This window comes from Pseudomonas urmiensis (assembly GCF_014268815.2).
In the GTDB taxonomy this organism is placed as follows: Bacteria; Pseudomonadota; Gammaproteobacteria; order Pseudomonadales; family Pseudomonadaceae; genus Aquipseudomonas; species Aquipseudomonas urmiensis.
The window spans coordinates 5,401,573-5,425,322 of record NZ_JABWRE020000001.1 but is presented as its reverse complement, the minus strand read 5'-3'; the positions used below and the strand labels follow the sequence as shown (position 1 = coordinate 5,425,322).

The following is a 23,750-nucleotide window of genomic DNA, read 5'->3' as shown; positions in this document are numbered from 1 at the left end:
ATCCCTGTAGGCACGGGCTTGCCTGCGAAGGGCCGCACCGCGGCCGCCAATTCTCCAACCAGGAGCCGGCCCTTGAAAGCCCTCGACCAACTGACCTTCGACAACCGCTTCGCTCGCCTGGGCGATGCGTTCTCCACCCAGGTCTTGCCCGACCCGATCGCCGACCCACGGCTGGTCGTCGCCAGCCACTCAGCCATGGCCCTGCTCGACCTCGACCCCGCGCAAGCCGAGCTGGCGCTGTTCGCCGAGCTGTTCAGCGGGCACAAGTCATGGCAAGACGCCGACCCACGGGCGATGGTCTATTCGGGCCACCAGTTCGGCTCCTACAACCCACGCCTGGGCGACGGCCGCGGCCTGCTGCTCGGCGAAGTGGTCAACGATGCTGGCGAGCACTGGGACCTGCACCTCAAGGGCGCCGGCCAGACCCCTTACTCACGCATGGGCGATGGCCGCGCGGTGCTACGCTCGTCGATCCGCGAGTTCCTTGGCTCCGAAGCCCTGCACGCCTTGGGTATCCCCAGCAGCCGTGCCCTGTGCGTAGTCGGCTCCAGCACGCCGGTCTGGCGCGAAACCCGCGAAAGCGCGGCGATGCTCCTGCGCGTTGCTCAAAGCCATGTCCGTTTCGGCCACTTCGAGTATTTCTACTACACCCGTCAGCCAGAACAGCAACAGCTGCTGATCGATCATGTGCTGGAACAGCATTACCGCGAATGCCGCGAGGCCGAGCAGCCGTACCTGGCCATGTTCCGCAGCATCGTCGAGCGCAATGCCGAGCTGATTGCCCGCTGGCAAGCCTATGGCTTCTGCCACGGGGTGATGAACACCGACAACATGTCGATTCTGGGTATCACCTTCGACTTCGGCCCGTTCGCCTTCCTCGACGACTTCGACGCCAACTTCATCTGCAACCACTCCGATGACCGTGGCCGCTACAGCTACTCCAACCAGGTGCCAATCGCCCACTGGAACCTCAGCGCCCTGGCCCAGGCCCTGACGCCCTACATCGAGGTCGAGGCGCTCAAACAAGCGCTTGGGCTGTTCCTGCCGCTGTACCAGGCGCATTACCTGGACCTGATGCGCCGCCGCCTGGGTTTGACCAGCGCCGAGGACGACGACCTGGCGCTGGTCGAGCGTTTGCTGCAACGCATGCAAAGCGGCGGCGTCGACTACACGCTGTTCTTCCGCCGGCTTGGCGAGCAGCCGGCGGCTGAGGCACTGAAGGTGGTACGTGATGATTTCATCGACCTCGCCGGGTTCGATGCCTGGGGCGCAGACTATCTGGCCCGCTGCGAGCGGGAGCCTGGCAATGCCGAAGGGCGGCGTGAGCGGATGCATGCGGTGAATCCGCTGTATGTGCTGCGCAATTACCTGGCGCAGAAAGCCATCGAAGCGGCTGAGGGCGGCGATTACAGTGAAGTGCGGCGGTTGCATCAGGTGCTAAGCAACCCCTTCGAAGAACAACCCGGGATGCAGGCCTATGCTGAACGGCCGCCAGAGTGGGGTAAGCATCTGGAGATCAGTTGCTCATCGTAAACTGACCACTTTCGGGGGCGCAAAGCGGCCCCAAAACACCCAGGAGTTTCTATGTCAGAACCATTACTGATCCCCTGCCCGCACTGCAACGGCCTCAACCGCCTGCCCGCCGCACGCCTGAACGACGCCCCCAAATGCGGCCGTTGCAAACAGAACGTACTCCTGAACAAACCCTTCGACCTCAGCGAAAGCAGATACGCCAGCCAGATCAAAGGCGACCTGCCGCTCCTGCTGGACGTGTGGGCCGACTGGTGCGGCCCATGCAAATCCTTCGCACCGATCTTTGAACAGGCTGCCAACCAACTCAGCGGCCGCTGCCGCCTGGCCAAGCTCGACAGCGAGGCCAATCGCAACCTCGCCGGGCAACTGGGCATCCGCTCGATTCCCAGCCTGATCCTGTTCAACAATGGCCGCGAAATCAGCCGCCAAGCGGGCGCCTTGCCACTCCAGTCATTGCTGGAGTGGCTGCGTAGTCAAGGGGTCTAGGCGTTTTCTTCGAGCAGCGAGTGCAACTCGACAAACTGCTGAGTCAGCTTGTGCCGGGGCTCCAGATGGATCAGCGGCAAACTGGCGTGGTGCGATTCGCGCATCTTCACCGAGCTGCTCAGGTACACCGGCAACACCGGCAATCCCTCTTCCAGCAGCTCGTCGAGCATCTGTTGCGGCAGAGTGGCGCGTGACTGGAACTGGTTGACGACAATGCCTTCAACCACCAAGTCTTCGTTGTGGTCATCCTTGAGCTCTTCGATCTCAGCCAGCAGGCCATACAGCGCCTGGCGCGAGAAGCTGTCGCAATCGAACGGAATCAGCACTCGATCGGCGGCGATCAACGCGGAAACTGCGTAAAAATTCAGCGCAGGCGGGGTATCGATGTAGATGCGCTCGTAATCCTCATCCAGATCATCGAGCAGTTTGCGCAGCTTGTTGATCTTGTGCTTGGCCTCAAGCTTGGGCTGCAGGTCGGCCAGCTCCGGGGTCGCGGTGACCACGTGCAGGTTGTCGAACGGTGTCTCGTAGATATCGACCTTGTTCTTCTTGGCAAACGGCCCGCTGGACAGGCTCTGCTTGAAAAAGTCGGCGATACCCATGGGGATGTCCTCACCGGTCAGCCCGGTCAGGTATTGGGTCGAGTTGGCCTGGGCATCCAGGTCGATCAGCAGGGTCCGATAGCCCTCATTGGCGCTCACCGCCGCCAGGTTGCAGGCGATGCTCGACTTGCCCACACCACCTTTCTGATTGAATACCACGCGCCGCATGAGAGACCTCCGTGTATCAACGAATGCCCGAGTATGTGTGCAGCGGCCGGGCTTGACCAGTACCGTTGCTCAACCTTCTCCTACAACAACCGATACCTTGTCCAGGCACTGTTATCAGACGCATCTGGCTCGCCAGCAAAGTCATGTATCGCTAACCTCGTGATTTTTCCGCTGGCCACGGTCTAAGCATTTGCTACAGCTCGGCAGCACCGGGATAATGCGCGCCAGTCGGCGAATGCCAATCCCCTGTCAGGCCGTTGTGGCGCTCATTTCAATGGCGAACGCGTCTCCACAGGGCGGGAAACATACACATCGTGATCACCTTCGACATCAGCCAATGGCGCGCTTGGGCTCCAGGCCTGCAGAAACCTGCCGATTGGCAGGCCTGGGCCGATGGCGCCGATCTGCCTGCAGATGACGGCCAAGCGCCAGACGTAGGGTTCTTGCCGGCCATGCAACGGCGGCGCCTGAGCTATCTGGCGCGCATGGCGTTTGCGGTTGGCTGGCCGCTGGCCGAAGGTATCGAGGCCCTGCCGCTGGTGTATGTCTCGCGCCACGGCGAAACCCCGCGCACCTTCGCCCTGCTCAGCGAGCTGGCCGAGCGCCAGCCGTTGTCACCCACCCAGTTCAGTTTGTCGGTGCACAACGCGGTGATCGGCTTGTGGTCGATCCTGCGCGGCGAAACCAGCGAAATGACCGCCCTGGCGGCGGCCGGCGACGGTTTCGAGCAAGGCGTGATCGAAGCCGCTGGCCTGCTCCATGAGGGGGCGCCGGCGGTCCTGCTGATCGTCGCCGAAGAGCAGCCGCCAGTCGCTTACCGGCCGTGGATCGACGATGTGCCCTGCGCCTACGCCGTGGCCCTGCTGCTAACCCCCGGCACGCAGTGGCAACTGACCCTCGGCCAAGCGGTCTCAGGGCAAGCAGCACCAGGCCCTGCGCCGCTGCCGCATGCACTGAGCTGGCTACGCGCCCTGCTCAGCGAGCAAACCCGCCTCACTCACCCAGGAAAGCAGCGCTCATGGACCTGGCAACGACAGCCATGAACACGCCTCGCGACGCCTACTATTGGCGCCTGCTGGCGACCGCCCTGAGCTTCTTGCTGTTCGGCGTCGGTGGCCTGTGCCTGCGGCTGCTGGTGTTTCCCTTGCTCGCCTGCCTGCCAGGTGATGCCGAGCGCCATCAACAACGCGCCAGGCGCACCATCGGCTGGCTGTTCTGGCGCTTCATCCGCTTCATGCGTGCCAGCGGCGTGCTGACTTATGAGATCATCGGCGCCGAGCGCCTGGGGCGCCCTGGGCAGATGATCATTGCCAACCATCCGTCGCTGATCGATGTGGTGTTTCTTATCGGTCTGGTGCGCAACGCCAACTGCGTGGTCAAGCAAAGCTTGTTCGCCAACCCGTTCACCCGTGGCCCGGTCCGCGAGGCGCAGTACCTGGGTAACGATGGCAGCATGCAGATGTTCGATGCCGCAGTCGATGCGCTGCACCAGGGCCAGCCACTGATCATCTTCCCGGAAGGCACCCGCACCGAACCCGGCAAACCACCGGCCTTTCATCGTGGCGCCGCCGCAATCGCCCTGCGCGGTGCGAAGATCATCACGCCTGTGACCATCAGCGTCAGCCCCACCACGCTGACCAAGAACGAGCCGTGGTACCGGATCGCCCGGCGCCGCGTGCACGTGCGCCTGAAGGTCGGCGGCGACATCGACCCGGCGGCTTTCGCAGCCCTGGGCCCGGCGCCCATGGCCTCGCGCCGGCTCAACGACTATCTGCACCACTATTTCATCAAGGAGCTCGCCGAAGATGAGCGATCCACAGCAACACCTGAACCGTGATATCAAGCAGTTGATCATCGATGCCCTGGGCCTTGAAGACATCACCGTGCAGGACATCGACGACCAACAGCCCCTGTTCGGCGAAGGCCTGGGCCTGGATTCGGTGGACGCGCTCGAACTCGGCCTGGCCCTGCAGAAGCACTTCGGCATCAAGATCGACGCCGATGCCAAGGACACCCGTAGCCATTTCAGCAACGTCGCCAGCCTGGCGGCGTTCGTCACTGCCCGTCAGGCCGCCTGAGACCGCCCCATGCAAAACCGTGAAGACATCTTCAATATCCTGCGCGACGCCTTGGTCGAGCTGTTCGAAACCAACCCTGCCAGCATCACCCTGGACTCCAACCTGTACCAGGACCTGGAAATCGACAGCATCGATGCCATCGACCTGATCGACCATATCAAGCGCCAGACCGGCAAGAAGATCAGCGCCGAAGACTTCAAGAGCGTGCGCACCGTGGGCGATGTGGTCGAAGCCGTATTCCGCCTGGTCAACACTGCGGCATGAAACGCCTGGTCGGCCTGGGCCTGGTGCTGGCCGGCGTGCTGTATCCGTTTGCCGTGCATTTCGGCCTCGGCCATTTCGCGCCCTGGCAGTTCGCCGTGCTGCTCGGCGGCCTGTGGCTGGCCCGCAGCGTCAGCGCACCGCGCCGCCCCGGCAACCTGTGGATGGCGGCAGTAGCGCTGACGTTCTGCGCCGTGCTCGCGCTTTCCGACAGCAGCCAACTGCTGCGTTGGTATCCGGTGCTGGTCAACGCCTTCATGCTGGTGCTGTTCGGTTCGAGCCTGAAATACGGCCCGCCGCTGGTTGAGCGCTTGGCCCGTTTGCGCGAACCGCAGCTGCCTGAAGCGGCGCTCAGCTACACCCGCCGAGTGACCCAAGTGTGGTGTGGCTTCTTTGTGCTCAACGGCGGGATCGCTGCGGCTCTCACCCTCTGGGCGCCGCTGAGCTGGTGGACCCTGTACAACGGCCTGATTGCCTATATCGCCATGGGCCTGCTGTTTGCCGGTGAATGGCTGACACGACAACAGGTGCGAGGACGCGCATGAACTGGATCAACCCCGAGCAGCTGTTGCGCCCCGTGGACGGGCCGCGCTTGGTCACGCAGGCGCCCGCCCTGACGCATGCCGAGCTGTGTGAACAGGCCCTGCGCCTGGCCGGTGGCCTGCAAGCGAAAGGTATCCAGCGCCTGGCGGTGCACCTGCAAGACGCTGCCGAGCTGGCCATCGCATTGCTCGGTGCCTGGCGCGCCGGCGTGCAGGTCTTGCTACCGGCCGACCTGCAAGCGCAGACCCGCGCACGCTGGGACGATCAGGTCGACCTGTGGATAAGTGACCAGCCCGACGACCTCAGCATCGCCGACCTACAGGACGAACCGCTGTCGCCCGCCGAGCTGGATCTCGATAAGTGCCGGATTGGCCTGTGCACCTCAGGTTCCAGCGGCCAAGCCAAGCTGATCGACAAGCGCCTGCGCCAGCTGGCCAATGAAGTCGCCGCCCTGGAGCAGCTGTGGGGCGCGGCCCTTGGCGATGCCTGGATCATCGGCAGCGTGGCCACCCAGCATATCTACGGCCTGTTGTTCCGCGTGCTTTGGCCTCTCTGTGCCGGCCGGGGTTTCCTGCGCCAGCCAATGCCCTTCCCCGAAGATCTGCAGCGGGCCAGCCTCGAACTGCCAAGCTTTGCCTGGGTGGCCAGCCCGGCGCTGCTCAAGCGCATGGGCGATAACCTCGATTGGCCAGCATTGAGCCAGGTGCGCAAAGTGTTCTCATCAGGGGGCGAGCTGCCAGCCGAGGCAAGTGCACGTCTGCAGCAGCGGCTTGGCCAATGGCCCGTGGAGATCCTCGGCAGCTCGGAAACCGGCGGCATCGCCTGGCGAGAGGGCGGCGACCTGTGGCAACCCTTCGCAGGCGTGCAACTTGCTGTGGATGAACAGGGCGCCCTGCGCATCGCCTCGCCCTACTTGCCGCCTGGCCATATCGAACAAAGTGCCGATGCTGCTGAACTGTTCAGTGATGGCCGCTTGCGCCTGCTCGGCCGCCTCGACCGCATCGTCAAGCTGGAAGAAAAACGTATCGCCCTGCCCATGCTCGAACAGGCGCTGTGCCGCCACGCCTGGGTCAGCGAAGCGCGCCTGGGCGTGATCGAGGAAGGCCGTGCCTCGCTGGGCGCCTTGTTGGTACTTAGCCCAGCCGGCGTGCACGCCTTGCGCAACCAGGGCCGGCGGACCTTGCTCGACAGCCTGCGCCAGCACCTGGCCCAGTATTGCGAGGCGCTGGCCCTGCCTCGGCGCTGGCGGCTGCTACGGCAATTGCCGATGAACGCCCAAGGCAAGCTGGCCGAGGCGCAGGTCCAGGCCCTGCTCAAAGCGCCACGGGCGAATGATCCCCAGGTGCTTGAGCGGCTGGAAGAGGGCGCTCTGCTGCGCCTGTGGGTGCCTGCGGACCTGCCCTGCTTCACCGGCCATTTCCCGAGCACGCCGATCCTGCCGGGCGTGGTGCAGATCGACTGGGCCATTACCCTCGGCGCCGCACTGGTGCCGCCAGGGCTGCGTTTCGCCGGCATGGAAGTGCTCAAGTTCCAGCAACTGGTGCGCCCCGCAGACGAGCTCGAACTGAGCCTGCGCTTCGACCCGCAACGCAGCAAGCTGTACTTCGCCTTCAGCCGCGCAGGGCAACCCTGCTCCAGCGGCCGCATTGTGTTGGAGGCCGCCTGTGCATAAGCCTTGCGCGGTGATCCCGGTGTACAACCACGAACGGGCGGTGCCTGCCGTGGTCGCTGAATTGCGGCGGGCGGGCTTACCCTGCGTGCTGGTGGACGACGCCAGCCATCCGCCTTGCGCCGAAGTGCTACGCCAGCTGGCTGGCGAGCCGCAGGTGTTCCTGGTCACCCTGAGCAGCAACCAGGGCAAGGGCGGCGCGGTGATGGCCGGTTTGCGCGAGGCGGCGCGACTGGGTTTTAGCCACGCCCTGCAAGTGGACGCCGATGGCCAGCATGACCTGGCCGATATCGCCACCTTCCTGGCCCAGTCGCAGGCCCATCCGCAGGCGCTGATCTGCGGTTATCCACAGTACGACGCCAGTGTGCCCAAGGGCCGCCTGTATGCCCGCTACCTGACTCACGTATGGGTGTGGATCAACAGCCTGTCGCTGGCGATCCCTGATTCGATGTGCGGTTTTCGGGTTTACCCGCTGCCAGCGACCCTGGCCCTGATCGACTCGGTGCAACTGGGCCTGCGAATGGATTTCGACACGGAAATTCTCGTGCGCCTGGCTTGGCGCGAGCAACCGATGCGCTGGCTGCCAACCCGTGTGCATTACCCGCGGGACGGCGTCTCGCACTTTCGCCTGGTGCACGACAACGCGCTGATTTCGCGCATGCACGCGCGCTTGTTCTTCGGCATGCTGCTGCGCGCGCCACTGATCCTCTGGCGTCGGTGGCGACGATGAACAGCCCATCACGGCACTGGGCCGAGCAACGCGAACGCGGCAGTTTCTGGTTGATGAAGCTGACCGCCGGGCTAGTGCGCCTGCTTGGCCGGCGCCTGCTCAGCCCGCTGATCCACGCCATCGTGCTGTACTTTTTCCTGTTCGGCCGCCGTGCCCGGCGCAGCGCCTGGCAGTATCAACAACGGCTGGCTGCGTACAGCGGCGCAGCCACGCCAGCGCCCAGCCACTGGCAGGTGTTTCGCCAGTTCATGGCCTTCGCCGACTCCCTGCTGGACAAGCTCGACGCCTGGAACGGCAAGCTGCGCCTGCAAGATATCGAAATCGACGACCCTGCCGGCCTGCGCCAGCAACTGCGTGGCAGCCGCGGGCAAATGCTGGTCGGCGCGCACCTGGGCAACCTCGAAGTCTGCCGGGCCTTGGCCGAGCTGGGCGAGCAGGTGACCATGAACGTACTGGTGCACACCCGCCATGCCGAACGCTTCAATCGCTTGCTGGGCGAAGCCGGGGCCAGCCACCTGCGGCTGATCCAGGTCAGCGAGCTGGACCCGGCGATCATGCTGCAGCTGTCCGAACGCCTGGAGCGCGGCGAATGGCTGGCGATTGCTGGCGACCGCGTGCCCCTGCATGGCGCGCGTACGGTCGAGGTGGATTTCCTCGGCCATCCGGCCGCATTTCCCCAAGGCCCCTGGTTGCTGGCAGGGTTGTTGGGTTGCCCGGTCAACCTGCTGTTCTGCCTCAAGCGCGAAGGCCGCTATCGCATCACCCTGGAGCCGTTCGCCGAGCGCCTGCACTGGCGGCGCGACAACCGCGAACAGGTGATCGGCGAATGGGCTGCGCGCTACGCTGCGCGGCTGGGCCATTATTGCCAGCAGGCGCCCACCCAATGGTTCAACTTCTACCCCTTCTGGAAAGACCGATGACGACGCATGAGTCTGTAACCTTCGGCGAGGCGCCGCTCGCCATCGAGGATGTCCTGGCCCTGAGCCAGCGCCAAGCAGCCGCACGCCTGGAAGAGGACCCCGCCTATCGTGAGCGGATCGCTCGCGGCGCGCGTTTTCTCGACACCCTGCTGGACAAGGAAGGGGTGATCTACGGCGTCACCACCGGCTATGGCGACTCATGCGTGGTGGCAGTACCGCCGGAGCACGTCGAAGCCCTGCCGATCCACCTGTACACCTTCCATGGCTGCGGCCTGGGCAGGCTGCTCGAGCCTGCGGCCACCCGCGCGGTACTGGCTGCGCGGCTGCGCTCGCTGAGCCATGGGATGTCGGGGGTGCGCCTGGAGTTGCTGGAACGGCTGCGCGCGTTCCTCGAACACGACATCCTGCCGCTGATCCCGGAAGAGGGCTCGGTGGGCGCCAGCGGCGACCTGACCCCGCTGTCATACGTAGCGGCGACCCTGTCTGGCGAACGCGAAGTGCTGTACCGCGGTGAAAAGCGCAGCAGCGCCGAGGTACATCGCGAGCTCGGCTGGCAACCGCTGGTGCTGCGCCCCAAGGAAGCCCTGGCTTTGATGAACGGCACCGCCGTGATGACCGGCCTGGCCTGCCTGGCCTTTGGCCGCGCCGACTACCTGCTCAAGCTGGCCACCCGGATCACCGCACTCAACGTGATCGCGTTGCAGGGCAACCCTGAGCATTTCGACGAGCGCCTGTTCGCCGCCAAACCGCACCCCGGCCAGACCCAAGTCGCCGCCTGGCTGCGCCAGGATCTGGCCATCGACGCCCCAGCGGCCCCGCTGCACCGCCTGCAAGACCGCTACTCGCTGCGCTGCGCACCCCATGTACTGGGGGTGCTGGCCGACAGCCTGGGCTGGTTGCGCAGTTTTATCGAAACCGAGCTCAATAGCGCCAACGATAACCCGATCATCGACGGCGACGCCGAGCGAGTTCTGCATGGTGGCCATTTCTATGGCGGGCATATCGCCTTCGCCATGGACAGCCTGAAGACCCTGGTGGCCAACGTCGCCGACCTGCTCGACCGCCAGCTCGCGCTGCTGGTCGACGAACGCTACAACCATGGCCTGCCGAGCAATCTGTCGGGGGCCGAAGCAGGCCGTGCGATGCTCAACCATGGCTTCAAGGCAGTGCAGATCGGCGCCAGCGCCTGGACCGCCGAGGCGCTCAAGCAGACCATGCCCGCCAGCGTGTTTTCCCGCTCCACCGAATGCCACAACCAGGACAAGGTAAGCATGGGCACTATCGCCGCACGCGATGCCTTGCGCGTTCTTGAGCTGACCGAGCAGGTCGCTGCGGCAACCCTGCTGGCAGCCAATCAGGGCGTCTGGCTGCGTCGCCGCCAGGCGGGTGAGCGACCACTGCCGCCAGCGCTGGCCGAGATGCATGCCGTATTGCTGGAAGACTTCGCCCCCGTCATCGAAGACCGCGCATTGGAGCGAGAACTGCGCCTGTGCCTGAGCCGTATCGCCGAACGACACTGGAGGCTGCATGCGTAGCCCCGGCGTGTTCCACGTCGATACTGAGATCGTCGTGCCGTTCTTCGATGTCGACAGCATGCACATCGTCTGGCACGGGCACTACGTCAAGTACCTGGAAGTCGCCCGCTGTGCCTTGCTCGACAAGCTCGAGCACGACTATCGGCAGATGCACGCCAGCGGCTACATGTGGCCGGTGATCGACTTGCAGCTGCGCTACATCCGTGGCGCCACGTTCGGCCAGCGCCTGAACGTGCGCGCCAGCCTGGTGGAATGGGAAAGCCGACTGAAGATCAATTACCTGATCAGCGATGCCGCAAGCGGCGAGCGCATGACCCGCGCCAGCACAGTGCAGGTTGCGGTGCACATCGACAGCGGCGAAATGCAACTGGCCTCACCGCAGGTGATGCTGGACGCGGTGCAGAAGGTGCTGTCATGAAATGTGCCACTGGGCCTGCGTTGCAGGCCATCAAAACACTGCAAAGCCCTGTGGGAGCGGGCTTGCCCGCGAAGGGTCGCAAGGCGACCCCAAACCCTCAAAACCACTCCATGGCGCTGGCGTTACGCGCCCTCACCACGTTAGCCCTGCTGCTCACCAGCCCACTAACCTTAGCCTTCACCCTCGAAGACCTGCAAAAGCAGCTAAGCGAACCCGCCGTAGTCAAAGGCCCCTTCATCCAGGAAAAACACCTGCGCGCCCTCCCCCAGCCCCTGGTCAGCCGCGGCCAATTCGTCCTGGCCCGCGACCACGGCCTGCTCTGGCTGTTGCAAACACCGCTGCGCCAGGACTACCGCATCACCGCCAGCGGCATTGCCCGGCGTGATCCATCCGGCTGGCAAACCCTGCCCAGCCGTAGCGCCGGCGCCGAGCAGAACCGTCTGTTTTTCGCTGTCCTGCAAGGCGACAGCAGCGGCCTGCAACGCGACTTCGAGCTGAACTTGCAAGGCACCGCCGAGCACTGGCTACTGCAGTTGAACCCTCGCTCGCTGTTGCTCAAGCAGATCTTCCGCCGTATCGACATCGCCGGCGGCCAGTACGTCGAGCGCATCGAGCTTGAAGAAAGCCAAGGCGACAGCACCGTGCTGCGCATGCCAGCCAGCAGCGGCGCCACCGCCCTGAGCGATACGGAGCGCAGCGATTTTGCCGATTGAACGTCTGTTGCCACGGCTGTTCCTGGCCTTGCTGATTACTGTGCTCGCCGTCGCCGGCTGGCAGTGGCAGCGTGGCGCGCCGCTGTCGGGCGACTTGATGGCGCTGGTGCCGGGCGACACCCAGGATCCGTTGGTACAGCGCGCCGAGCAACGCATGCAGGCACCGCTGAACCGCGAGATGCTGGTGTTGATCGGCGACCAGGACCGCCAGCGCGCCGTGGCGCTCGCCGAACGCCTGGCCAAACAGTGGCAAGCCAGCGGCCTGTTCGAAAAGGTCCAGTGGAGCTTGCAGACCGACCTGCAAGCAGTGCGCGAACAATTGCTGCAAGGCCGCCTGGCAATGCTTTCGGCCGCTGATCGCAGGCAGCTGGTCGAACAGCCCGAGGCCTTTATCGAACAACGCGTGCAAAGCCTGTTCGACCCCTTCACCGGCTTTAGCCTGGTCCCCAGCCAGGACGATTGGCTAGGCCTGACTGGACGCATCCAGGCCAGCCAGCCGAAGCCCGCCAATGTCCAGCTCGACACCGCCAGCGGTGCGCTGATCGCCGAGGCTGACGGCAAGCACTGGGTATTGCTGCGCGCGCGCAGCCAGGGCGATGCCTTCGACCTGAAGTTGCCGTTGCAGGTCGCCGACCTGCTGGCCGCCAGCCGGCTCCAAGCCGAGCAGAGCGGGGCCCAACTGATGGCGGTCAGCGGCCTGTTGCACGCCGCCAATGGTCAGCGCCAGGCCAGCCGGGAGATCACCTGGGTCGGCGGTGGCGCCACCCTGGGCATTCTTCTGCTGTTGCTGCTGGCGTTTCGCCGCTGGCGGGTGTTGCTGGCATTCGTGCCGGTGCTGGTTGGCATGCTGTTCGGCGCGGTGGCCTGCGTGGCGCTGTTCGGCAAGATGCATGTAATGACCTTGGTCCTGGGTTCCAGCCTGATCGGGGTGGCGGTGGACTATCCGCTGCACTACCTGTCCAAGAGCTGGAGCCTGCGCCCTTGGCGCAGCTGGGCGGCGCTGCGGCTTACCTTGCCGGGGCTGAGCCTGAGCCTGGTCACCAGCTGCATCGGTTACCTGGCCCTGGCGTTCACCCCGTTCCCGGCACTGACCCAGATCGCTGCATTCTCGGCGGCGGGCCTAGTCGGCGCCTACCTCAGCGCAGTGTGCCTGCTACCGGCACTGCTACAGTCTGTCGAGCTGCGCCCGGCAGACTGGCCACTGCGCATCGCCCAGGCCCTCACCGACCTACGTGAACGCCTGCTGAGCAAAGTCCCCAGTGCCGTGTTGCTGGGCCTTTTGATGCTGTTCTGCGCCGCAGGCCTGTGGCAACTGGACAGCCGTAACGATATCCGCCAGTGGGTCGGTAGCTCACCGCAGTTGCTGCAAGAGGCGCAGGCCGTCGCACGCATCACCGGTTACCAGCCGACCAGCCAGTTCTACCTGGTCCGCGCCGCCGACCAAGGCCAACTGCTCGAACGCTTGCAGGGGTTGAGTACAAAGCTCGACGAGCTGGCTGAGCTTGACAAGCTCAAGGGCTACATGAGCCTCAGCCAACTGGTCGCCAGCGCTGGCGCTCAGCAACAGCTACGCCAGGCGCTGGCGCAATTGCCTGCCCATTGGCAACCGTTGCTGGCGCTGGGCGTGCCGCAAGATGCATTGGCCGCAGAGCTTGAACAACTGCGCAGCCTGCCCGATCGCTCGATCGAGCACGTCCTGGCTGGCCCGCTCGGCGAGGCTTGGCGACCGTTGTGGCTGGGCAAGGATGGCCATGGCGTGGCGGCGATCGTCAGCCTGCAAGGGCTCAATGATCCGGCGCTGCTGCGCTTGCAGACCGATGAACTGCCAGGGGTGCAACTGGTGGATCGGCTCGGTCAGCTGAACCAGTTGTTCGCCGCTACCCAAGTCAGCGCCGCCGAGTTGAAACTGCTGTCGTGCGCGCTGATCCTATTGCTGTTGGTCGTGCCCTTCGGTTTGGCTGGCGCCCTACGGCTGGTAGCCCTGCCGCTGCTGGCCGCGCTGTGCAGCCTGGCCAGCCTTGGCTGGCTGGGGCAACCGCTGACCCTGTTCAGCCTGTTCGGCCTGCTGCTGGTAACGGCGATCAGTGTCGACTACGCGATCCTCATGCACGAACGGATCGGCGGCGCTGCGGTCAGTCTGCTCGGCACCTTGTTGGCGGCGCTCACCACCTGGCTGTCGTTTGGCCTGTTGGCACTGTCCAGCACGCCGGCGGTGAGCAACTTTGGTCTGGCAGTGAGCCTGGGCCTGGCCTTCAGTTTCGTCCTGGCGCCTTGGGCCGCCGCCCGTGATAGAGAACCCGCGCAATCATGAAACCCCTGCTGCTGTTGCTGACCCTGCTGCTGAGCGCCTGCGCTGCGCGGCCACCGCTACCGGAGCGCCTACCCCAGCTGACGCTGCCGCAGCAATTGCACGTGCAACGCGAACAAGCCGGGCAACGTCAGGACTGGTTGTTGGTGGTGCAGCGTGAAAATGGCCACCTGCGCTGGTCGCTGCTCGACCTGATGGGCATCCCCCAGGCGCGGCAATTGCTCGATGGCCAGGACTGGCAAGCCGATGGCCTGCTGCCACCCAACCCCGCTGCGCGCGAGTTGTTCGCCGCCGTGTTGTTCGCGCTAACTCCCGAGCAGCAACTGCTGCAGCTTTATCCACAGGCCCGGCAGCAGGAGCAGCGGCGCTGGCTGGATACGCGCTGGCAGGTCGACTATCGCCAGGCCGACCACTTCACCTTGAACCTCGGCCAGGGCCTGCGTTACCTCGTCAGCCCTCTGCCCAATGAGACTGCGCCATGACCGCCTACCTCAATGCCCTGGGCCTGGTCTGCGCCCTTGGCCAGGGCCAGGCCGAAGTCGCCCGCAAGCTGTTCGCCGGTGACTGCTCAGGCATGCAAGCGCAGGACGGCTGGGTGCCGCAGCGCAGCCTGCCGGTCGGCGCCGTGGCCGGCCCGTTGCCGCAGCTACCCCTAGCAGGCCAGCAAAGCCGCAACAATCAGCTGCTGTATGCCGCTGCCCTGCAGATCGAGCCGGTCATCCGCCAGGCCATCGAGCGCCACGGCGTACAGCGGGTCGGTGTGGTGCTAGGCACCAGCACCTCGGGAATCGACGAAGCCAGCGCCGGCATCGCCCACTACCTGGACGCTGGGCACTTCCCTGCGGACTATCGCTATGACCAGCAGGAACTGAGCGCACCGGCCAACTTCCTGGCCGCTTGGCTGCAACTCGAAGGCCCGGCTTATGTCATCTCGACCGCCTGCACCTCCAGTGGCCGCGCCCTGTTGAGCGCACGCCGACTGCTCGATTTGGGCCTGTGCGATGCGGTGCTGTGCGGCGGCGTCGACAGCCTGTGTGGCCTGACCGTCAATGGCTTCAACGCCCTGGAGGCCGTCAGCTCACAGCGCTGCAACCCGTTGTCGGTCAACCGCGCTGGGATCAATATCGGCGAAGGCGCGGCGCTGTTCCTGATGACCCGCGAAGGTCCAGGCATTGCCCTGCTCGGCGCAGGCGCCAGCTCAGACGCGCACCACATTTCCGCCCCCGAACCGAGCGGCAAGGGCGCCTTGCAGGCCATGGGCAAAGCGCTGGACAATGCCCGTCTCAAGCCCGCGCAGATCGATTACCTGAACCTGCACGGCACCGCCACCGAGCACAACGACGCCATGGAATGCCGGGCCGTGCACAACCTGTTCGGCGCCCAGCTGCCTTGCTCATCGAGCAAGCCGATGACCGGCCATACCCTCGGCGCCGCCGGCGCCCTGGAAGCAGCCTTCTGCTGGCTGAGCCTGAGCGAGCACAACCCACTCGGCCTGCTGCCGCCGCATGTGTGGGATGGCCAGGCCGACCCACAACTGCCCGCGCTCAATCTGGTCGATGGCAGCCAGCGCCTGGCCCTGCACGGCCCGCGCCGGTTGATGAGCAATTCGTTCGCCTTCGGCGGCAACAATGTCAGCCTGATTCTCGGAGATGCACCATGACCACCTGGCCCCTGGCCGACCTGCTGCCACACGCCGGTGACATGATCCTCATTGATGGCATCGACAGTTGTGACGAGGAGCAGATCCACACCCACGCAACGGTCCGTGCTGGCGGCCAATTCAACCGTGCCGACGGCAGCCTGCCCGCCTGGCTGGCGCTGGAGCTGATGGCGCAGAGCGTGGCGGCCTATGCCGGCTGTCGCGCACGGCGGCTGGGCCAGCCAGTGGAAATGGGCTTTCTGCTCGGCACACGCAAGTTCGAGTGCACTGTCGAACACTTCCCCGTCGGCGCCCAACTGCGTATCCATGCCCTGCGCTCGTTGGAAGACGACAACGGCATGGGTGTGTTCGAATGCCACCTGCGCGGCGACGGCATCCAAGCCAGCGCCCGCCTGAATGTCTATCGCCCGCCCCAGGCAAGCCAGTACCTGGCCGAGCCGGCACCCGAGGAACACCCGCATGACTGACACCATCCTGGTCACCGGCTCCAGCCGCGGCATTGGCCGCGCGATCGCCCTGCGCCTGGCCCGCGCCGGCTACGATCTGGTCCTGCATTGTCGCAGTGGCCGCAGCGAGGCCGAGGCGGTTGCCGAACAGGTCCGCGCGCTGGGGCGCCAGGCACGCATCCTGCAATTCGATATCGCCGATCGGGCGGCCTGCGCTGCCATCCTCAATGAGGATGTCGAAGCGCATGGCGCTTACTACGGCGTGGTGTGCAACGCCGGGCTGACTCGCGATGGCGCCTTCCCGGCCCTGAGCGAGGACGATTGGGACCAGGTCATGCGGACCAATCTGGATGGTTTCTACAACGTCCTGCACCCCTTGATGATGCCGATGATCCGCCGCCGTGCGCCGGGGCGGATCGTCTGCATCACCTCGGTTTCCGGGCTGATCGGCAATCGCGGCCAGGTCAACTACAGCGCCTCCAAGGCCGGCCTGATCGGTGCGGCCAAGGCCCTGGCGATCGAACTGGGCAAGCGCCGGATCACGGTCAACTGCGTCGCCCCAGGGCTGATCGACACGGCCATGCTCGACGAGCACGTGCCGGTCGAGGAGTTGCTCAAGATGATTCCGGCCCAGCGCATGGGCACCCCGGAAGAGGTCGCCGGTACGGTCAACTTCCTGATGTCCAGTGAAGCGGCCTACATCACCCGCCAGGTCATCGCGGTCAACGGAGGGTTGTGCTGATGCGCCGTGTCGTGGTCACCGGCATGGCCGGCATCACTGCCCTGGGCAATGACTGGGAAACCCTCTCCAGGCATTTTGTGAGCAACCGCAGTGGCATTCGCCGCATGCACGAATGGGACGTTTTCGAAGACCTCAATACCCGCCTGGGCGGGCCCATCGACGACTTCGCAGTGCCCGCGCACTGGACCCGCAAGCAACTGCGCAGCATGGGCCGGGTCGCCCGCCTGGCGGTAGCGGCTGCAGAACGAGCGCTGGCCGATGCCGGCCTGCTCGACGACCCGAGCATCCGCGATGGCCGCATGGGCGTGGCGTGCGGCTCCTCTGCTGGCAGCACCGACGAGATCAAGGCATTCGGCAACATGCTGCTCAACGCCAGGGCCGATGGCCTCAATGCCAACTCCTACGTGCGCATGATGCCGCACACCACTGCGGCCAACATCAGCATCTTCTTTGGCCTCACCGGCCGGCTGATCCCCACCTCCAGCGCCTGCACCAGTGGTAGCCAAGGGGTCGGCTATGCCTACGAGGCGATAAAATTCGGTCGCCTGCCGATGATGCTCGCCGGTGGCGCCGAAGAGCTGTGCCCAACCGAGGCCATGGTGTTCGATGCCCTATATGCGACCAGCCTGATGAACGACACCCCTCAACTGAGCCCGCGCCCTTACGACAGCGCCCGCGACGGGCTGGTAGTGGGTGAGGGTGGCGGCATGCTGGTGCTGGAGGAGCTGGAGCATGCGCTGGCCCGTGGCGCGCGCATTCATGCCGAGATCGTTGGTTTTGGCAGCAATGCCGACGGCCAGCACATCACGCGTCCTGAACAGACCACCATGCGCCGCGCCATGGAGCTGGCGCTGGAGGATGCCGGGTTGGCGCCCGAGGCGATTGGCTACGTCAACGGCCATGGCACGGCCACTGAACAGGGCGATATCGCCGAGACCCTGGCTACCAGCGAACTGTTTGGGCCGCGGATGCCGATCAGCTCGCAGAAGAGCTTCCTCGGCCATACCCTGGGCGCCTGTGGTGCGCTGGAGTCGTGGTTCAGCATCGAGATGATGAATCGCGACACGTACGTGCCCACCCTCAACCTCGACAACATCGACCCGCGCTGTGGCGAGCTCGACTACTTGCGTGGCGGCATGCGGGTGATGAGCAATGAGTACGTGATGAACAACAATTTTGCCTTTGGTGGGGTGAATACCTCGTTGATCTTCCGGCGCTGGCCGACGGTTTGATGGCGCTTGCACCGGCCTCTTCGCGGGCAAGCTCCCACAGGGTCCGGTGGTGTTGCATAACCTTGTGGAGGCGGGCTTGCCCGCGAAGAGACCAGGACGGGCTACAGGGTACTTTCGCGGGTCAGGAGCTCGGCAAATGCCCTGGCCATCGCCGACCCTCCTGCCTGGCGCTGGACCAGCCACACCGATGTCCCCGCGCCCTCATCGAGCAGGGTGCGATACACCACGCCATCAATACGCATGCGCTGGAACGACGCCGGCAGCACCGACACCCCCAACCCCGCCGACACCAGGCCAATGATGGTCATCGCCTCCCCCGCCTCCTGGGCAAAATGTGGGCTGAACCCCGCTTGCCGGGCCAGGCTCAATAACTGCGCATGCAAGCCGCTGCCATAGCTGCGCGGAAAGAACACGAACGGCTCATGGGCCAGCGCCGCCATGTACACGCCCTGCTCGCTCCCCTGCGCCAGCGGGTGCGAGGCGTTGATCACTGCCACCAGCGGCTCTCGGAACAACTCAGTGACGACCAATCCCTCTGGCAGCGGCATTGGCCGCATCAGGCCGACTTCGATCGACTCGTCGAATACCGCCTCGGCGACATCTCGACTGCTCATCTCCTTGAGGTTCAAGTGCACGGCGGGAAAGCGCTGGCGAAATGCATGAATCGCCTTGGGAATCTTCGAGGTAAACGGCGCCGAGGAGGTGAAGCCGATCTTCATCTCACCCAACTCGCCCAGTTGCGCTCGACGGGCGACATCAGCGGCTTTTTCCACTTGGGCGAGTACCTGGCGCGCCTCCTCTAAAAACAACCGGCCCGCTTCGCTCAGCTCGACCCGACGATTGGTGCGCTCGAACAGACGCGCGCCCAGCTCCTGCTCCAGCGCCTGGATCTGCTGACTCAGGGGGGGCTGGGAAATCCCCAGCTGCTGCGCGGCGCGGCCAAAGTGCAGCTCCTCGGCAACGGCGATGAAGTAGCGCAGGTGACGCAATTCCATGAGCAGCTCCAAACAAGTCGTACAACGTCTTAAATAGGTCGAACAATATATTGGATCTAATCATTAGCCAGCTATATGCTTTTTACAATTCGCAACACCGGCCCGCGTGCCCGAGGGACCCCTTCGTGAAAACTGCTGTAGCGCCCCTGCCTGTCGACCCTGAGCCTGCCCCACTGAACGAGATCTGGATCGAGAAAGGCACTCCCGCCTTCCTCAAGACCGTGCTGGCATTGTTCAGCGGCGGCTTTGCCACCTTTGCCCTGCTCTACTGCGTGCAACCGATGATGCCGCTGCTGTCGCAGGAGTTCTCCATCAACGCCGCGCAGAGCAGCCTGGTGCTGTCGGTGTCGACGGCGATGCTCGCCTTTGGCCTGCTGGTCACCGGGCCGATCTCGGACCGGATCGGCCGCAAGCCGGTGATGGTATTCGCCCTGGTCTGCGCTGCGCTGTCGACCCTGGCCAGTGCGGTTATGCCAAGTTGGGAGTTGGTGCTGGCGACGCGGGCCTTGGTTGGCTTGTCGCTAAGCGGCCTGGCAGCGGTGGCAATGACCTACCTGAGTGAGGAGATTCATCCGCAGCACATCGGCTTGGCCATGGGCCTGTACATCGGCGGCAACGCCATCGGCGGCATGAGCGGGCGGCTGATCACTGGCGTGCTGATCGACTTCGTCAGCTGGCACACGGCGATGCTGACCATTGGCGGGCTGGCCCTGGCGGCGGCGGTGGTGTTCTGGAAAGTGCTGCCCGAGTCGCGCAACTTCCGCCCACAAGCGATGAACCCGCGCAGTCTGCTCGACAGCTTTGTCATGCACTTTCGCGACGCCGGGTTGCCGTGGTTGTTCCTTGAAGCGTTCCTGCTGATGGGCGCCTTCGTTACCCTGTTCAACTACATCGGCTACCGCTTGCTGGCCGAGCCGTATCACATGAACCAAGCGCTGGTGGGCTTGCTCTCGGTGGTTTACCTGTCGGGTATCTACAGTTCGGCGCAGGTCGGTGCCCTTGCTGACAAGCTGGGGCGGCGCAAGGTGTTCTGGGCGAGCATCCTGGTGATGGCAGGTGGTCTGTTGCTGACCCTGGCCAGCCCGTTGGCGATGGTGATCCTGGGCATGCTGGTGTTCACCTTTGGCTTCTTTGGTGCGCACTCGGTGGCCAGCAGCTGGATTGGTCGACGCGCATTGAAGGCCAAGGGCCAGGCGTCTTCGCTGTACCTGTTCTGCTATTACGCCGGATCGAGTGTTGCCGGGACGGCCGGTGGGGTGTTCTGGCACATGGCCGGATGGAATGGGATTGGCCTGTTCATTGGCAGCCTGTTGGCGGTGGCGTTGCTGGTGGCGTTGCACTTGAGCCGGCTACAACCCAAGTCCCTCTGATCGAAGTGGCGCAACGTGAGAGCGAGCTTGCCCCGCGATAGCGCAGAAGACCTCTGCATCGCCATCGCGGGGCAAGCCCGCTCCCACGTTTTGATCAGGCATCAATGCTGATCAGTTAATGATCTCGACGATATCCACATCCACTTCGCGGCTCATCAGGTTCTTCTCGACTTCACCGGTCAGCTTGACCTTGGTCTTGTCGTTGAAGCCTGCCGCTGGCATGTCCTCATCGTCGATCTCGACTTTGATGGTGCCGGTGTTGTCCTTGAATTCGTACTTGTCGTCGTTATCCAGCTTCTTGGTCACGAAGCCTTGCAGGACCACGCGGGTGTCGTCAGCGGCGTCGTTGGCAGCAGCCACAGTGGTGACCGGTTGAGCACCTGGACCGGTGTAGGTATTGGCCAGGGCAGCGGTGCTGAACAGCGGCGCGAGAATCAGGGCGAAGTAGCGAGCCTTCATGAGGTCAGGTCCTGTATCGGTTGAGATGGGACCAGATTAACGACGATCGCTGAATTAAACCTTAATCCAAACGTATCGCGGGGCAAGCCCACTCCCACGCCTCGTCCCTGAGGACTTTTGCGTGGGAGCGGGCTTGCCCCGCGATAGATTCAACGCTTACTGATGATACTGCGCGGACAGCTCGTGCACCGCGTTGATGAACGCGCCTGCATGCTCTGGATCGACCTCTGGGGTAATGCCATGCCCCAGGTTGAATACATGCCCAGTGCCCTTGCCGTAGCTAGCCAGAATCCGCGCAACTTCCTGGCGAATCGCGGCAGGCTTGGCATACAGCACGGTTGGGTCCATGTTGCCCTGCAGGGCCACCTTGTCGCCGACCCGGCGGCGGGCATCGCCAATCTCGCAGGTCCAGTCCAGGCCCAACGCGTCAGCGCCAGCCTCGGCGATGCTTTCCAGCCACATGCCGCCGTTCTTGGTGAACAGGATCACCGGCACCTTGCGCCCGTCGTGCTCGCGGATCAGGCCGCTGACGATTTTGCGCATGTAGGCCAGGGAGAACTCCTGGTAGGCCGCCGCCGACAGGTTGCCACCCCAGGTGTCGAAGATCTGCACCGCCTGAGCACCGGCCTGGATCTGGCCGTTGAGGTAGCTGGTGACCGACTGGGCCAGCTTGTCCAACAGCAGGTGCAGGGCCTGCGGGTTGTCGTAGAGCATGGCCTTGGTCTTGCGAAAATCCTTGGAGGAGCCGCCTTCGACCATGTAGGTAGCCAGGGTCCAGGGGCTGCCGGAGAAGCCGATCAGCGGTACACGGCCATTGAGCTCACGGCGGATGGTGCTGACCGCGTCCATCACGTAGCCCAGGTCCTTGTGCGGATCAGGGATCGGCAGCGCTTCGATGTCCGCCAGGGTGCTGATGACCTTCTTGAAACGCGGGCCCTCGCCAGTTTCGAAGTACAGGCCCTGGCCCATGGCATCGGGGATGGTGAGGATGTCCGAGAAGAGGATCGCTGCGTCCAGCGGGTAACGGTCCAGCGGCTGCAGGGTGACCTCGCAGGCGAACTGCGGGTTCATGCACAGGCTCATGAAGTCACCCGCCTTGGCCCGGCTGGCGCGGTACTCCGGCAGGTAGCGGCCGGCCTGGCGCATCATCCAGACTGGAGTGACGTCTACGGGTTGCTTGAGCAGTGCACGCAGGAAACGATCGTTCTTCAGGGCAGTCATGTCGGCATCCGGAAAAAAAGTGCGGGCATTTTCTCAGACGTACAGAGAAAAGGCACGGTTGTTTGTCTATCCGTCTGCCTTGGATCAATTATTTTTGTATACAAAAAGCATCGCGGGGCAAGCCCGCTCCCACGCAGCACACACTTCTGCATGGCAGCGGGCTTACCCCGCGATAGCGATCGATCAGACTTCGAGGTAGTCCAGGATCCCTTCCGCAGCGGTGCGCCCTTCGAAGATCGCCGTCACCACCAGGTCAGAACCGCGCACCATGTCGCCACCGGCAAACACTTTAGGGTTGCTGGTCTGGTGCTTGAACTTGGCCTTCTCAGGTGCAACCACCCGCCCTTGGCTGTCGGTTTGAATGCCGTACTGCTCGAACCACGGCGCTGGGCTCGGACGGAAACCGAAGGCGATCACCACGGCATCGGCCGGCAGGATCTCCTCGGAGCCCGGAATCGGCTCAGGGCTACGACGGCCACGGGCATCCGGCTCGCCGAGACGGGTCTCGACCACCTTCACCCCTTCAACCTTGTCTTCGCCAACGATGGCGATCGGCTGGCGGTTGTAGAGGAATTTCACCCCCTCTTCCTTGGCGTTCTTCACCTCTTTGCGCGAACCGGGCATGTTCGCCTCGTCACGACGATAGGCACAGGTCACCGACTTGGCGCCCTGGCGGATCGAGGTGCGGTTGCAGTCCATCGCGGTATCGCCACCGCCAAGCACCACCACCTTCTTGCCCTGCATGTCGACGAAGTCTTCCGGCGACTTTTCAAAGCCCAGGTTGCGGTTGACGTTGGCGATCAGGAAGTCCAACGCATCGTGCACGCCCGGAAGGTCTTCACCTGGGAAACCGCCCTTCATGTAGGTGTAGGTGCCCATGCCCATGAACACTGCGTCGTACTCGGCGAGCAGTTGTTCCAAGGTGATGTCCTTGCCCACTTCGGTGTTCAGGCGGAACTCGATGCCCATGCCGGTGAAGACTTCGCGGCGATTGCTCAGCACGGTCTTTTCCAGCTTGAACTCGGGGATGCCGAAGGTCAGCAGGCCACCGATTTCAGGGTTGCGGTCGAACACCACCGGAGTCACCCCGGCACGCACCAGCACGTCAGCGCAACCCAGGCCGGCCGGGCCGGCACCGATGATGGCGACACGCTTGCCGGTCGGCTTGACCTTGGACATGTCCGGACGCCAGCCCATGGCGAAGGCGGTGTCGGTGATGTACTTCTCCACCGAGCCGATGGTGACGGCGCCAAAGCCGTCGTTGAGGGTGCAGGCACCTTCGCACAGACGATCCTGCGGGCACACGCGGCCACAGACTTCCGGCAGGGTGTTGGTCTGGTGCGACAGTTCCGCCGCGGCCAGGATGTTGCCTTCGGAGACCAGCTTCAACCAGTTGGGGATGAAGTTGTGCACCGGGCATTTCCATTCGCAGTACGGGTTGCCGCAACCCAGGCAACGGTGCGCCTGGTCGACGGACTGCTGGGGCTTGAAGGGTTCGTAGATCTCGACGAACTCCTTCTTGCGCTGACGCAGCAGCTTTTTCTTCGGGTCTTTGCGCCCGACTTCGATGAACTGGAAGTCGTTATTCAGACGTTCAGCCATTTTTCAAAACCTCTCAACAGCAGCTGCAAGCGATAAGCTGCAAGCCGCAAGACGATCAC

At 64.2% G+C, this 23,750-nt stretch carries 25 protein-coding genes; 20 read left to right on the top strand and 5 right to left on the bottom strand.

Annotated elements, in window-relative coordinates; genetic code table 11:
- Window positions 1-72 precede the first annotated feature (72 nt).
- Together selO and trxC are read left to right on the top strand one after the other, a co-directional pair.
- Entirely contained in the window at window positions 73-1,533 is a 1,461-nt protein-coding gene (gene selO / locus HU737_RS24505; protein ID WP_186556598.1) for a protein adenylyltransferase SelO, read from the top strand.
- Window positions 1,534-1,584: 51 nt separating this feature from the next.
- Window positions 1,585-2,019, top strand: coding sequence for a thioredoxin TrxC (trxC, locus tag HU737_RS24500; protein WP_186556597.1), 435 nt, complete (start codon window positions 1,585-1,587; stop codon window positions 2,017-2,019).
- On the opposite strand, the gene HU737_RS24495 is transcribed toward trxC, so the two are convergent.
- Window positions 2,016-2,789, bottom strand: a complete 774-nt coding sequence (locus tag HU737_RS24495; protein ID WP_186556596.1) for a ParA family protein — start codon at window positions 2,787-2,789, stop codon at window positions 2,016-2,018. The two genes, trxC and HU737_RS24495, sit on opposite strands and share 4 nt — an antisense overlap.
- Window positions 2,790-3,103: 314 nt before the next feature.
- Here HU737_RS24495 and HU737_RS24490 point away from each other — a divergent pair, with 314 nt between their 5' ends.
- The 17 genes from HU737_RS24490 to HU737_RS24410 all read left to right on the top strand — a co-directional run bounded on the left by HU737_RS24490 (window position 3,104) and on the right by HU737_RS24410 (window position 18,044).
- A complete protein-coding gene (locus HU737_RS24490; RefSeq protein ID WP_186556595.1) occupies window positions 3,104-3,832 on the top strand; it encodes a beta-ketoacyl synthase chain length factor in 729 nt (242 codons plus the stop codon).
- Window positions 3,808-4,626, top strand: coding sequence for a lysophospholipid acyltransferase family protein (locus tag HU737_RS24485; protein WP_186556594.1), 819 nt, complete (start codon window positions 3,808-3,810; stop codon window positions 4,624-4,626). Before HU737_RS24490 ends, HU737_RS24485 begins: the two co-directional genes overlap by 25 nt.
- A complete protein-coding gene (locus HU737_RS24480) occupies window positions 4,595-4,867 on the top strand; it encodes a phosphopantetheine-binding protein (protein WP_186556593.1) in 273 nt (90 codons plus the stop codon). The genes HU737_RS24485 and HU737_RS24480 overlap by 32 nt, the downstream gene beginning before the upstream one ends.
- Window positions 4,868-4,876: 9 nt before the next feature.
- A complete protein-coding gene (locus HU737_RS24475; RefSeq protein ID WP_186556592.1) occupies window positions 4,877-5,131 on the top strand; it encodes an acyl carrier protein in 255 nt (84 codons plus the stop codon).
- Window positions 5,128-5,673 (top strand): COG4648 family protein, encoded by a 546-nt coding sequence (locus HU737_RS24470; RefSeq protein ID WP_186556591.1) that lies wholly within the window; start codon window positions 5,128-5,130, stop codon window positions 5,671-5,673. The genes HU737_RS24475 and HU737_RS24470 overlap by 4 nt, the downstream gene beginning before the upstream one ends.
- Window positions 5,670-7,343 carry an ApeI family dehydratase gene (locus HU737_RS24465; RefSeq protein ID WP_186556590.1) on the top strand — a complete coding sequence of 558 codons (1,674 nt, stop codon included), beginning with the start codon at window positions 5,670-5,672 and terminating at the stop codon, window positions 7,341-7,343. Before HU737_RS24470 ends, HU737_RS24465 begins: the two co-directional genes overlap by 4 nt.
- Window positions 7,336-8,070, top strand: coding sequence for a glycosyltransferase family 2 protein (locus HU737_RS24460; protein ID WP_186556589.1), 735 nt, complete (start codon window positions 7,336-7,338; stop codon window positions 8,068-8,070). Before HU737_RS24465 ends, HU737_RS24460 begins: the two co-directional genes overlap by 8 nt.
- A complete protein-coding gene (locus HU737_RS24455) occupies window positions 8,067-8,990 on the top strand; it encodes a lysophospholipid acyltransferase family protein (protein WP_186556588.1) in 924 nt (307 codons plus the stop codon). The genes HU737_RS24460 and HU737_RS24455 overlap by 4 nt, the downstream gene beginning before the upstream one ends.
- Window positions 8,987-10,525 carry an HAL/PAL/TAL family ammonia-lyase gene (locus HU737_RS24450; RefSeq protein WP_186556587.1) on the top strand — a complete coding sequence of 513 codons (1,539 nt, stop codon included), beginning with the start codon at window positions 8,987-8,989 and terminating at the stop codon, window positions 10,523-10,525. Before HU737_RS24455 ends, HU737_RS24450 begins: the two co-directional genes overlap by 4 nt.
- The gene (locus tag HU737_RS24445; RefSeq protein WP_186556586.1) at window positions 10,518-10,943 is read left to right on the top strand and encodes an acyl-CoA thioesterase; all 426 of its coding nucleotides are present in this window, start codon (window positions 10,518-10,520) and stop codon (window positions 10,941-10,943) included. The genes HU737_RS24450 and HU737_RS24445 overlap by 8 nt, the downstream gene beginning before the upstream one ends.
- Window positions 10,944-11,053: 110 nt before the next feature.
- Window positions 11,054-11,656, top strand: a complete 603-nt coding sequence (locus tag HU737_RS24440; protein WP_186556585.1) for an outer membrane lipoprotein carrier protein LolA — start codon at window positions 11,054-11,056, stop codon at window positions 11,654-11,656.
- Entirely contained in the window at window positions 11,646-13,967 is a 2,322-nt protein-coding gene (locus HU737_RS24435) for an MMPL family transporter (protein WP_186556584.1), read from the top strand. The genes HU737_RS24440 and HU737_RS24435 overlap by 11 nt, the downstream gene beginning before the upstream one ends.
- A complete protein-coding gene (locus HU737_RS24430) occupies window positions 13,964-14,446 on the top strand; it encodes a hypothetical protein (RefSeq protein WP_189661932.1) in 483 nt (160 codons plus the stop codon). The genes HU737_RS24435 and HU737_RS24430 overlap by 4 nt, the downstream gene beginning before the upstream one ends.
- On the top strand, window positions 14,443-15,624 hold the full coding sequence (locus HU737_RS24425; RefSeq protein ID WP_186556583.1) for a beta-ketoacyl-[acyl-carrier-protein] synthase family protein: 1,182 nt from the start codon (window positions 14,443-14,445) through the stop codon (window positions 15,622-15,624). Before HU737_RS24430 ends, HU737_RS24425 begins: the two co-directional genes overlap by 4 nt.
- Window positions 15,621-16,091 (top strand): hotdog family protein, encoded by a 471-nt coding sequence (locus HU737_RS24420; RefSeq protein WP_186556582.1) that lies wholly within the window; start codon window positions 15,621-15,623, stop codon window positions 16,089-16,091. The genes HU737_RS24425 and HU737_RS24420 overlap by 4 nt, the downstream gene beginning before the upstream one ends.
- The gene (fabG, locus tag HU737_RS24415) at window positions 16,084-16,812 is read left to right on the top strand and encodes a 3-oxoacyl-ACP reductase FabG (protein WP_186556581.1); all 729 of its coding nucleotides are present in this window, start codon (window positions 16,084-16,086) and stop codon (window positions 16,810-16,812) included. The genes HU737_RS24420 and fabG overlap by 8 nt, the downstream gene beginning before the upstream one ends.
- Window positions 16,812-18,044, top strand: coding sequence for a beta-ketoacyl-ACP synthase (locus HU737_RS24410; RefSeq protein WP_186556580.1), 1,233 nt, complete (start codon window positions 16,812-16,814; stop codon window positions 18,042-18,044). The genes fabG and HU737_RS24410 overlap by 1 nt, the downstream gene beginning before the upstream one ends.
- Before the next feature lie 101 nt (window positions 18,045-18,145).
- Here HU737_RS24410 and HU737_RS24405 read toward each other — a convergent pair whose 3' ends face one another.
- On the bottom strand, window positions 18,146-19,039 hold the full coding sequence (locus HU737_RS24405) for a LysR family transcriptional regulator (RefSeq protein ID WP_186556579.1): 894 nt from the start codon (window positions 19,037-19,039) through the stop codon (window positions 18,146-18,148).
- Window positions 19,040-19,164: 125 nt separating this feature from the next.
- Here HU737_RS24405 and HU737_RS24400 point away from each other — a divergent pair, with 125 nt between their 5' ends.
- Entirely contained in the window at window positions 19,165-20,409 is a 1,245-nt protein-coding gene (locus HU737_RS24400) for an MFS transporter (protein WP_186556578.1), read from the top strand.
- A gap of 111 nt (window positions 20,410-20,520) precedes the next feature.
- Here HU737_RS24400 and HU737_RS24395 read toward each other — a convergent pair whose 3' ends face one another.
- From HU737_RS24395 to HU737_RS24385, 3 genes are all read right to left on the bottom strand, one after another.
- Complete coding sequence (locus HU737_RS24395; RefSeq protein WP_186556577.1) at window positions 20,521-20,868, bottom strand: YgiW/YdeI family stress tolerance OB fold protein; 348 nt, start codon at window positions 20,866-20,868, stop codon at window positions 20,521-20,523.
- 156 nt (window positions 20,869-21,024) lie between these two features.
- Complete coding sequence (hemE, locus tag HU737_RS24390; RefSeq protein ID WP_186556576.1) at window positions 21,025-22,089, bottom strand: uroporphyrinogen decarboxylase; 1,065 nt, start codon at window positions 22,087-22,089, stop codon at window positions 21,025-21,027.
- A 183-nt stretch (window positions 22,090-22,272) separates the two neighbouring features.
- Complete coding sequence (locus HU737_RS24385) at window positions 22,273-23,691, bottom strand: FAD-dependent oxidoreductase (protein WP_186556575.1); 1,419 nt, start codon at window positions 23,689-23,691, stop codon at window positions 22,273-22,275.
- Window positions 23,692-23,750 lie beyond the last annotated feature (59 nt).

What these genes read in the sequence shown, in the direction of transcription:
- HU737_RS24465 (WP_186556590.1), top strand. Translation starts at nt 5,670, where the DNA reads ATGAACTGGATCAACCCCGAGCAGCTGTTGCGCCCCGTGGACGGGCCG.
- HU737_RS24420 (WP_186556582.1), top strand. Translation starts at nt 15,621, where the DNA reads ATGACCACCTGGCCCCTGGCCGACCTGCTGCCACACGCCGGTGACATG.
- HU737_RS24430 (WP_189661932.1), top strand. Translation starts at nt 13,964, where the DNA reads ATGAAACCCCTGCTGCTGTTGCTGACCCTGCTGCTGAGCGCCTGCGCT.
- HU737_RS24395 (WP_186556577.1), bottom strand. Translation starts at nt 20,868, where the DNA reads ATGAAGGCTCGCTACTTCGCCCTGATTCTCGCGCCGCTGTTCAGCACC.
- HU737_RS24445 (WP_186556586.1), top strand. Translation starts at nt 10,518, where the DNA reads ATGCGTAGCCCCGGCGTGTTCCACGTCGATACTGAGATCGTCGTGCCG.
- HU737_RS24475 (WP_186556592.1), top strand. Translation starts at nt 4,877, where the DNA reads ATGCAAAACCGTGAAGACATCTTCAATATCCTGCGCGACGCCTTGGTC.
- HU737_RS24485 (WP_186556594.1), top strand. Translation starts at nt 3,808, where the DNA reads ATGGACCTGGCAACGACAGCCATGAACACGCCTCGCGACGCCTACTAT.
- trxC (WP_186556597.1), top strand. Translation starts at nt 1,585, where the DNA reads ATGTCAGAACCATTACTGATCCCCTGCCCGCACTGCAACGGCCTCAAC.
- HU737_RS24455 (WP_186556588.1), top strand. Translation starts at nt 8,067, where the DNA reads ATGAACAGCCCATCACGGCACTGGGCCGAGCAACGCGAACGCGGCAGT.
- HU737_RS24440 (WP_186556585.1), top strand. Translation starts at nt 11,054, where the DNA reads ATGGCGCTGGCGTTACGCGCCCTCACCACGTTAGCCCTGCTGCTCACC.
- HU737_RS24405 (WP_186556579.1), bottom strand. Translation starts at nt 19,039, where the DNA reads ATGGAATTGCGTCACCTGCGCTACTTCATCGCCGTTGCCGAGGAGCTG.
- HU737_RS24385 (WP_186556575.1), bottom strand. Translation starts at nt 23,691, where the DNA reads ATGGCTGAACGTCTGAATAACGACTTCCAGTTCATCGAAGTCGGGCGC.
- HU737_RS24495 (WP_186556596.1), bottom strand. Translation starts at nt 2,789, where the DNA reads ATGCGGCGCGTGGTATTCAATCAGAAAGGTGGTGTGGGCAAGTCGAGC.
- hemE (WP_186556576.1), bottom strand. Translation starts at nt 22,089, where the DNA reads ATGACTGCCCTGAAGAACGATCGTTTCCTGCGTGCACTGCTCAAGCAA.
- HU737_RS24470 (WP_186556591.1), top strand. Translation starts at nt 5,128, where the DNA reads ATGAAACGCCTGGTCGGCCTGGGCCTGGTGCTGGCCGGCGTGCTGTAT.
- HU737_RS24450 (WP_186556587.1), top strand. Translation starts at nt 8,987, where the DNA reads ATGACGACGCATGAGTCTGTAACCTTCGGCGAGGCGCCGCTCGCCATC.
- HU737_RS24425 (WP_186556583.1), top strand. Translation starts at nt 14,443, where the DNA reads ATGACCGCCTACCTCAATGCCCTGGGCCTGGTCTGCGCCCTTGGCCAG.
- HU737_RS24410 (WP_186556580.1), top strand. Translation starts at nt 16,812, where the DNA reads ATGCGCCGTGTCGTGGTCACCGGCATGGCCGGCATCACTGCCCTGGGC.
- fabG (WP_186556581.1), top strand. Translation starts at nt 16,084, where the DNA reads ATGACTGACACCATCCTGGTCACCGGCTCCAGCCGCGGCATTGGCCGC.
- HU737_RS24480 (WP_186556593.1), top strand. Translation starts at nt 4,595, where the DNA reads ATGAGCGATCCACAGCAACACCTGAACCGTGATATCAAGCAGTTGATC.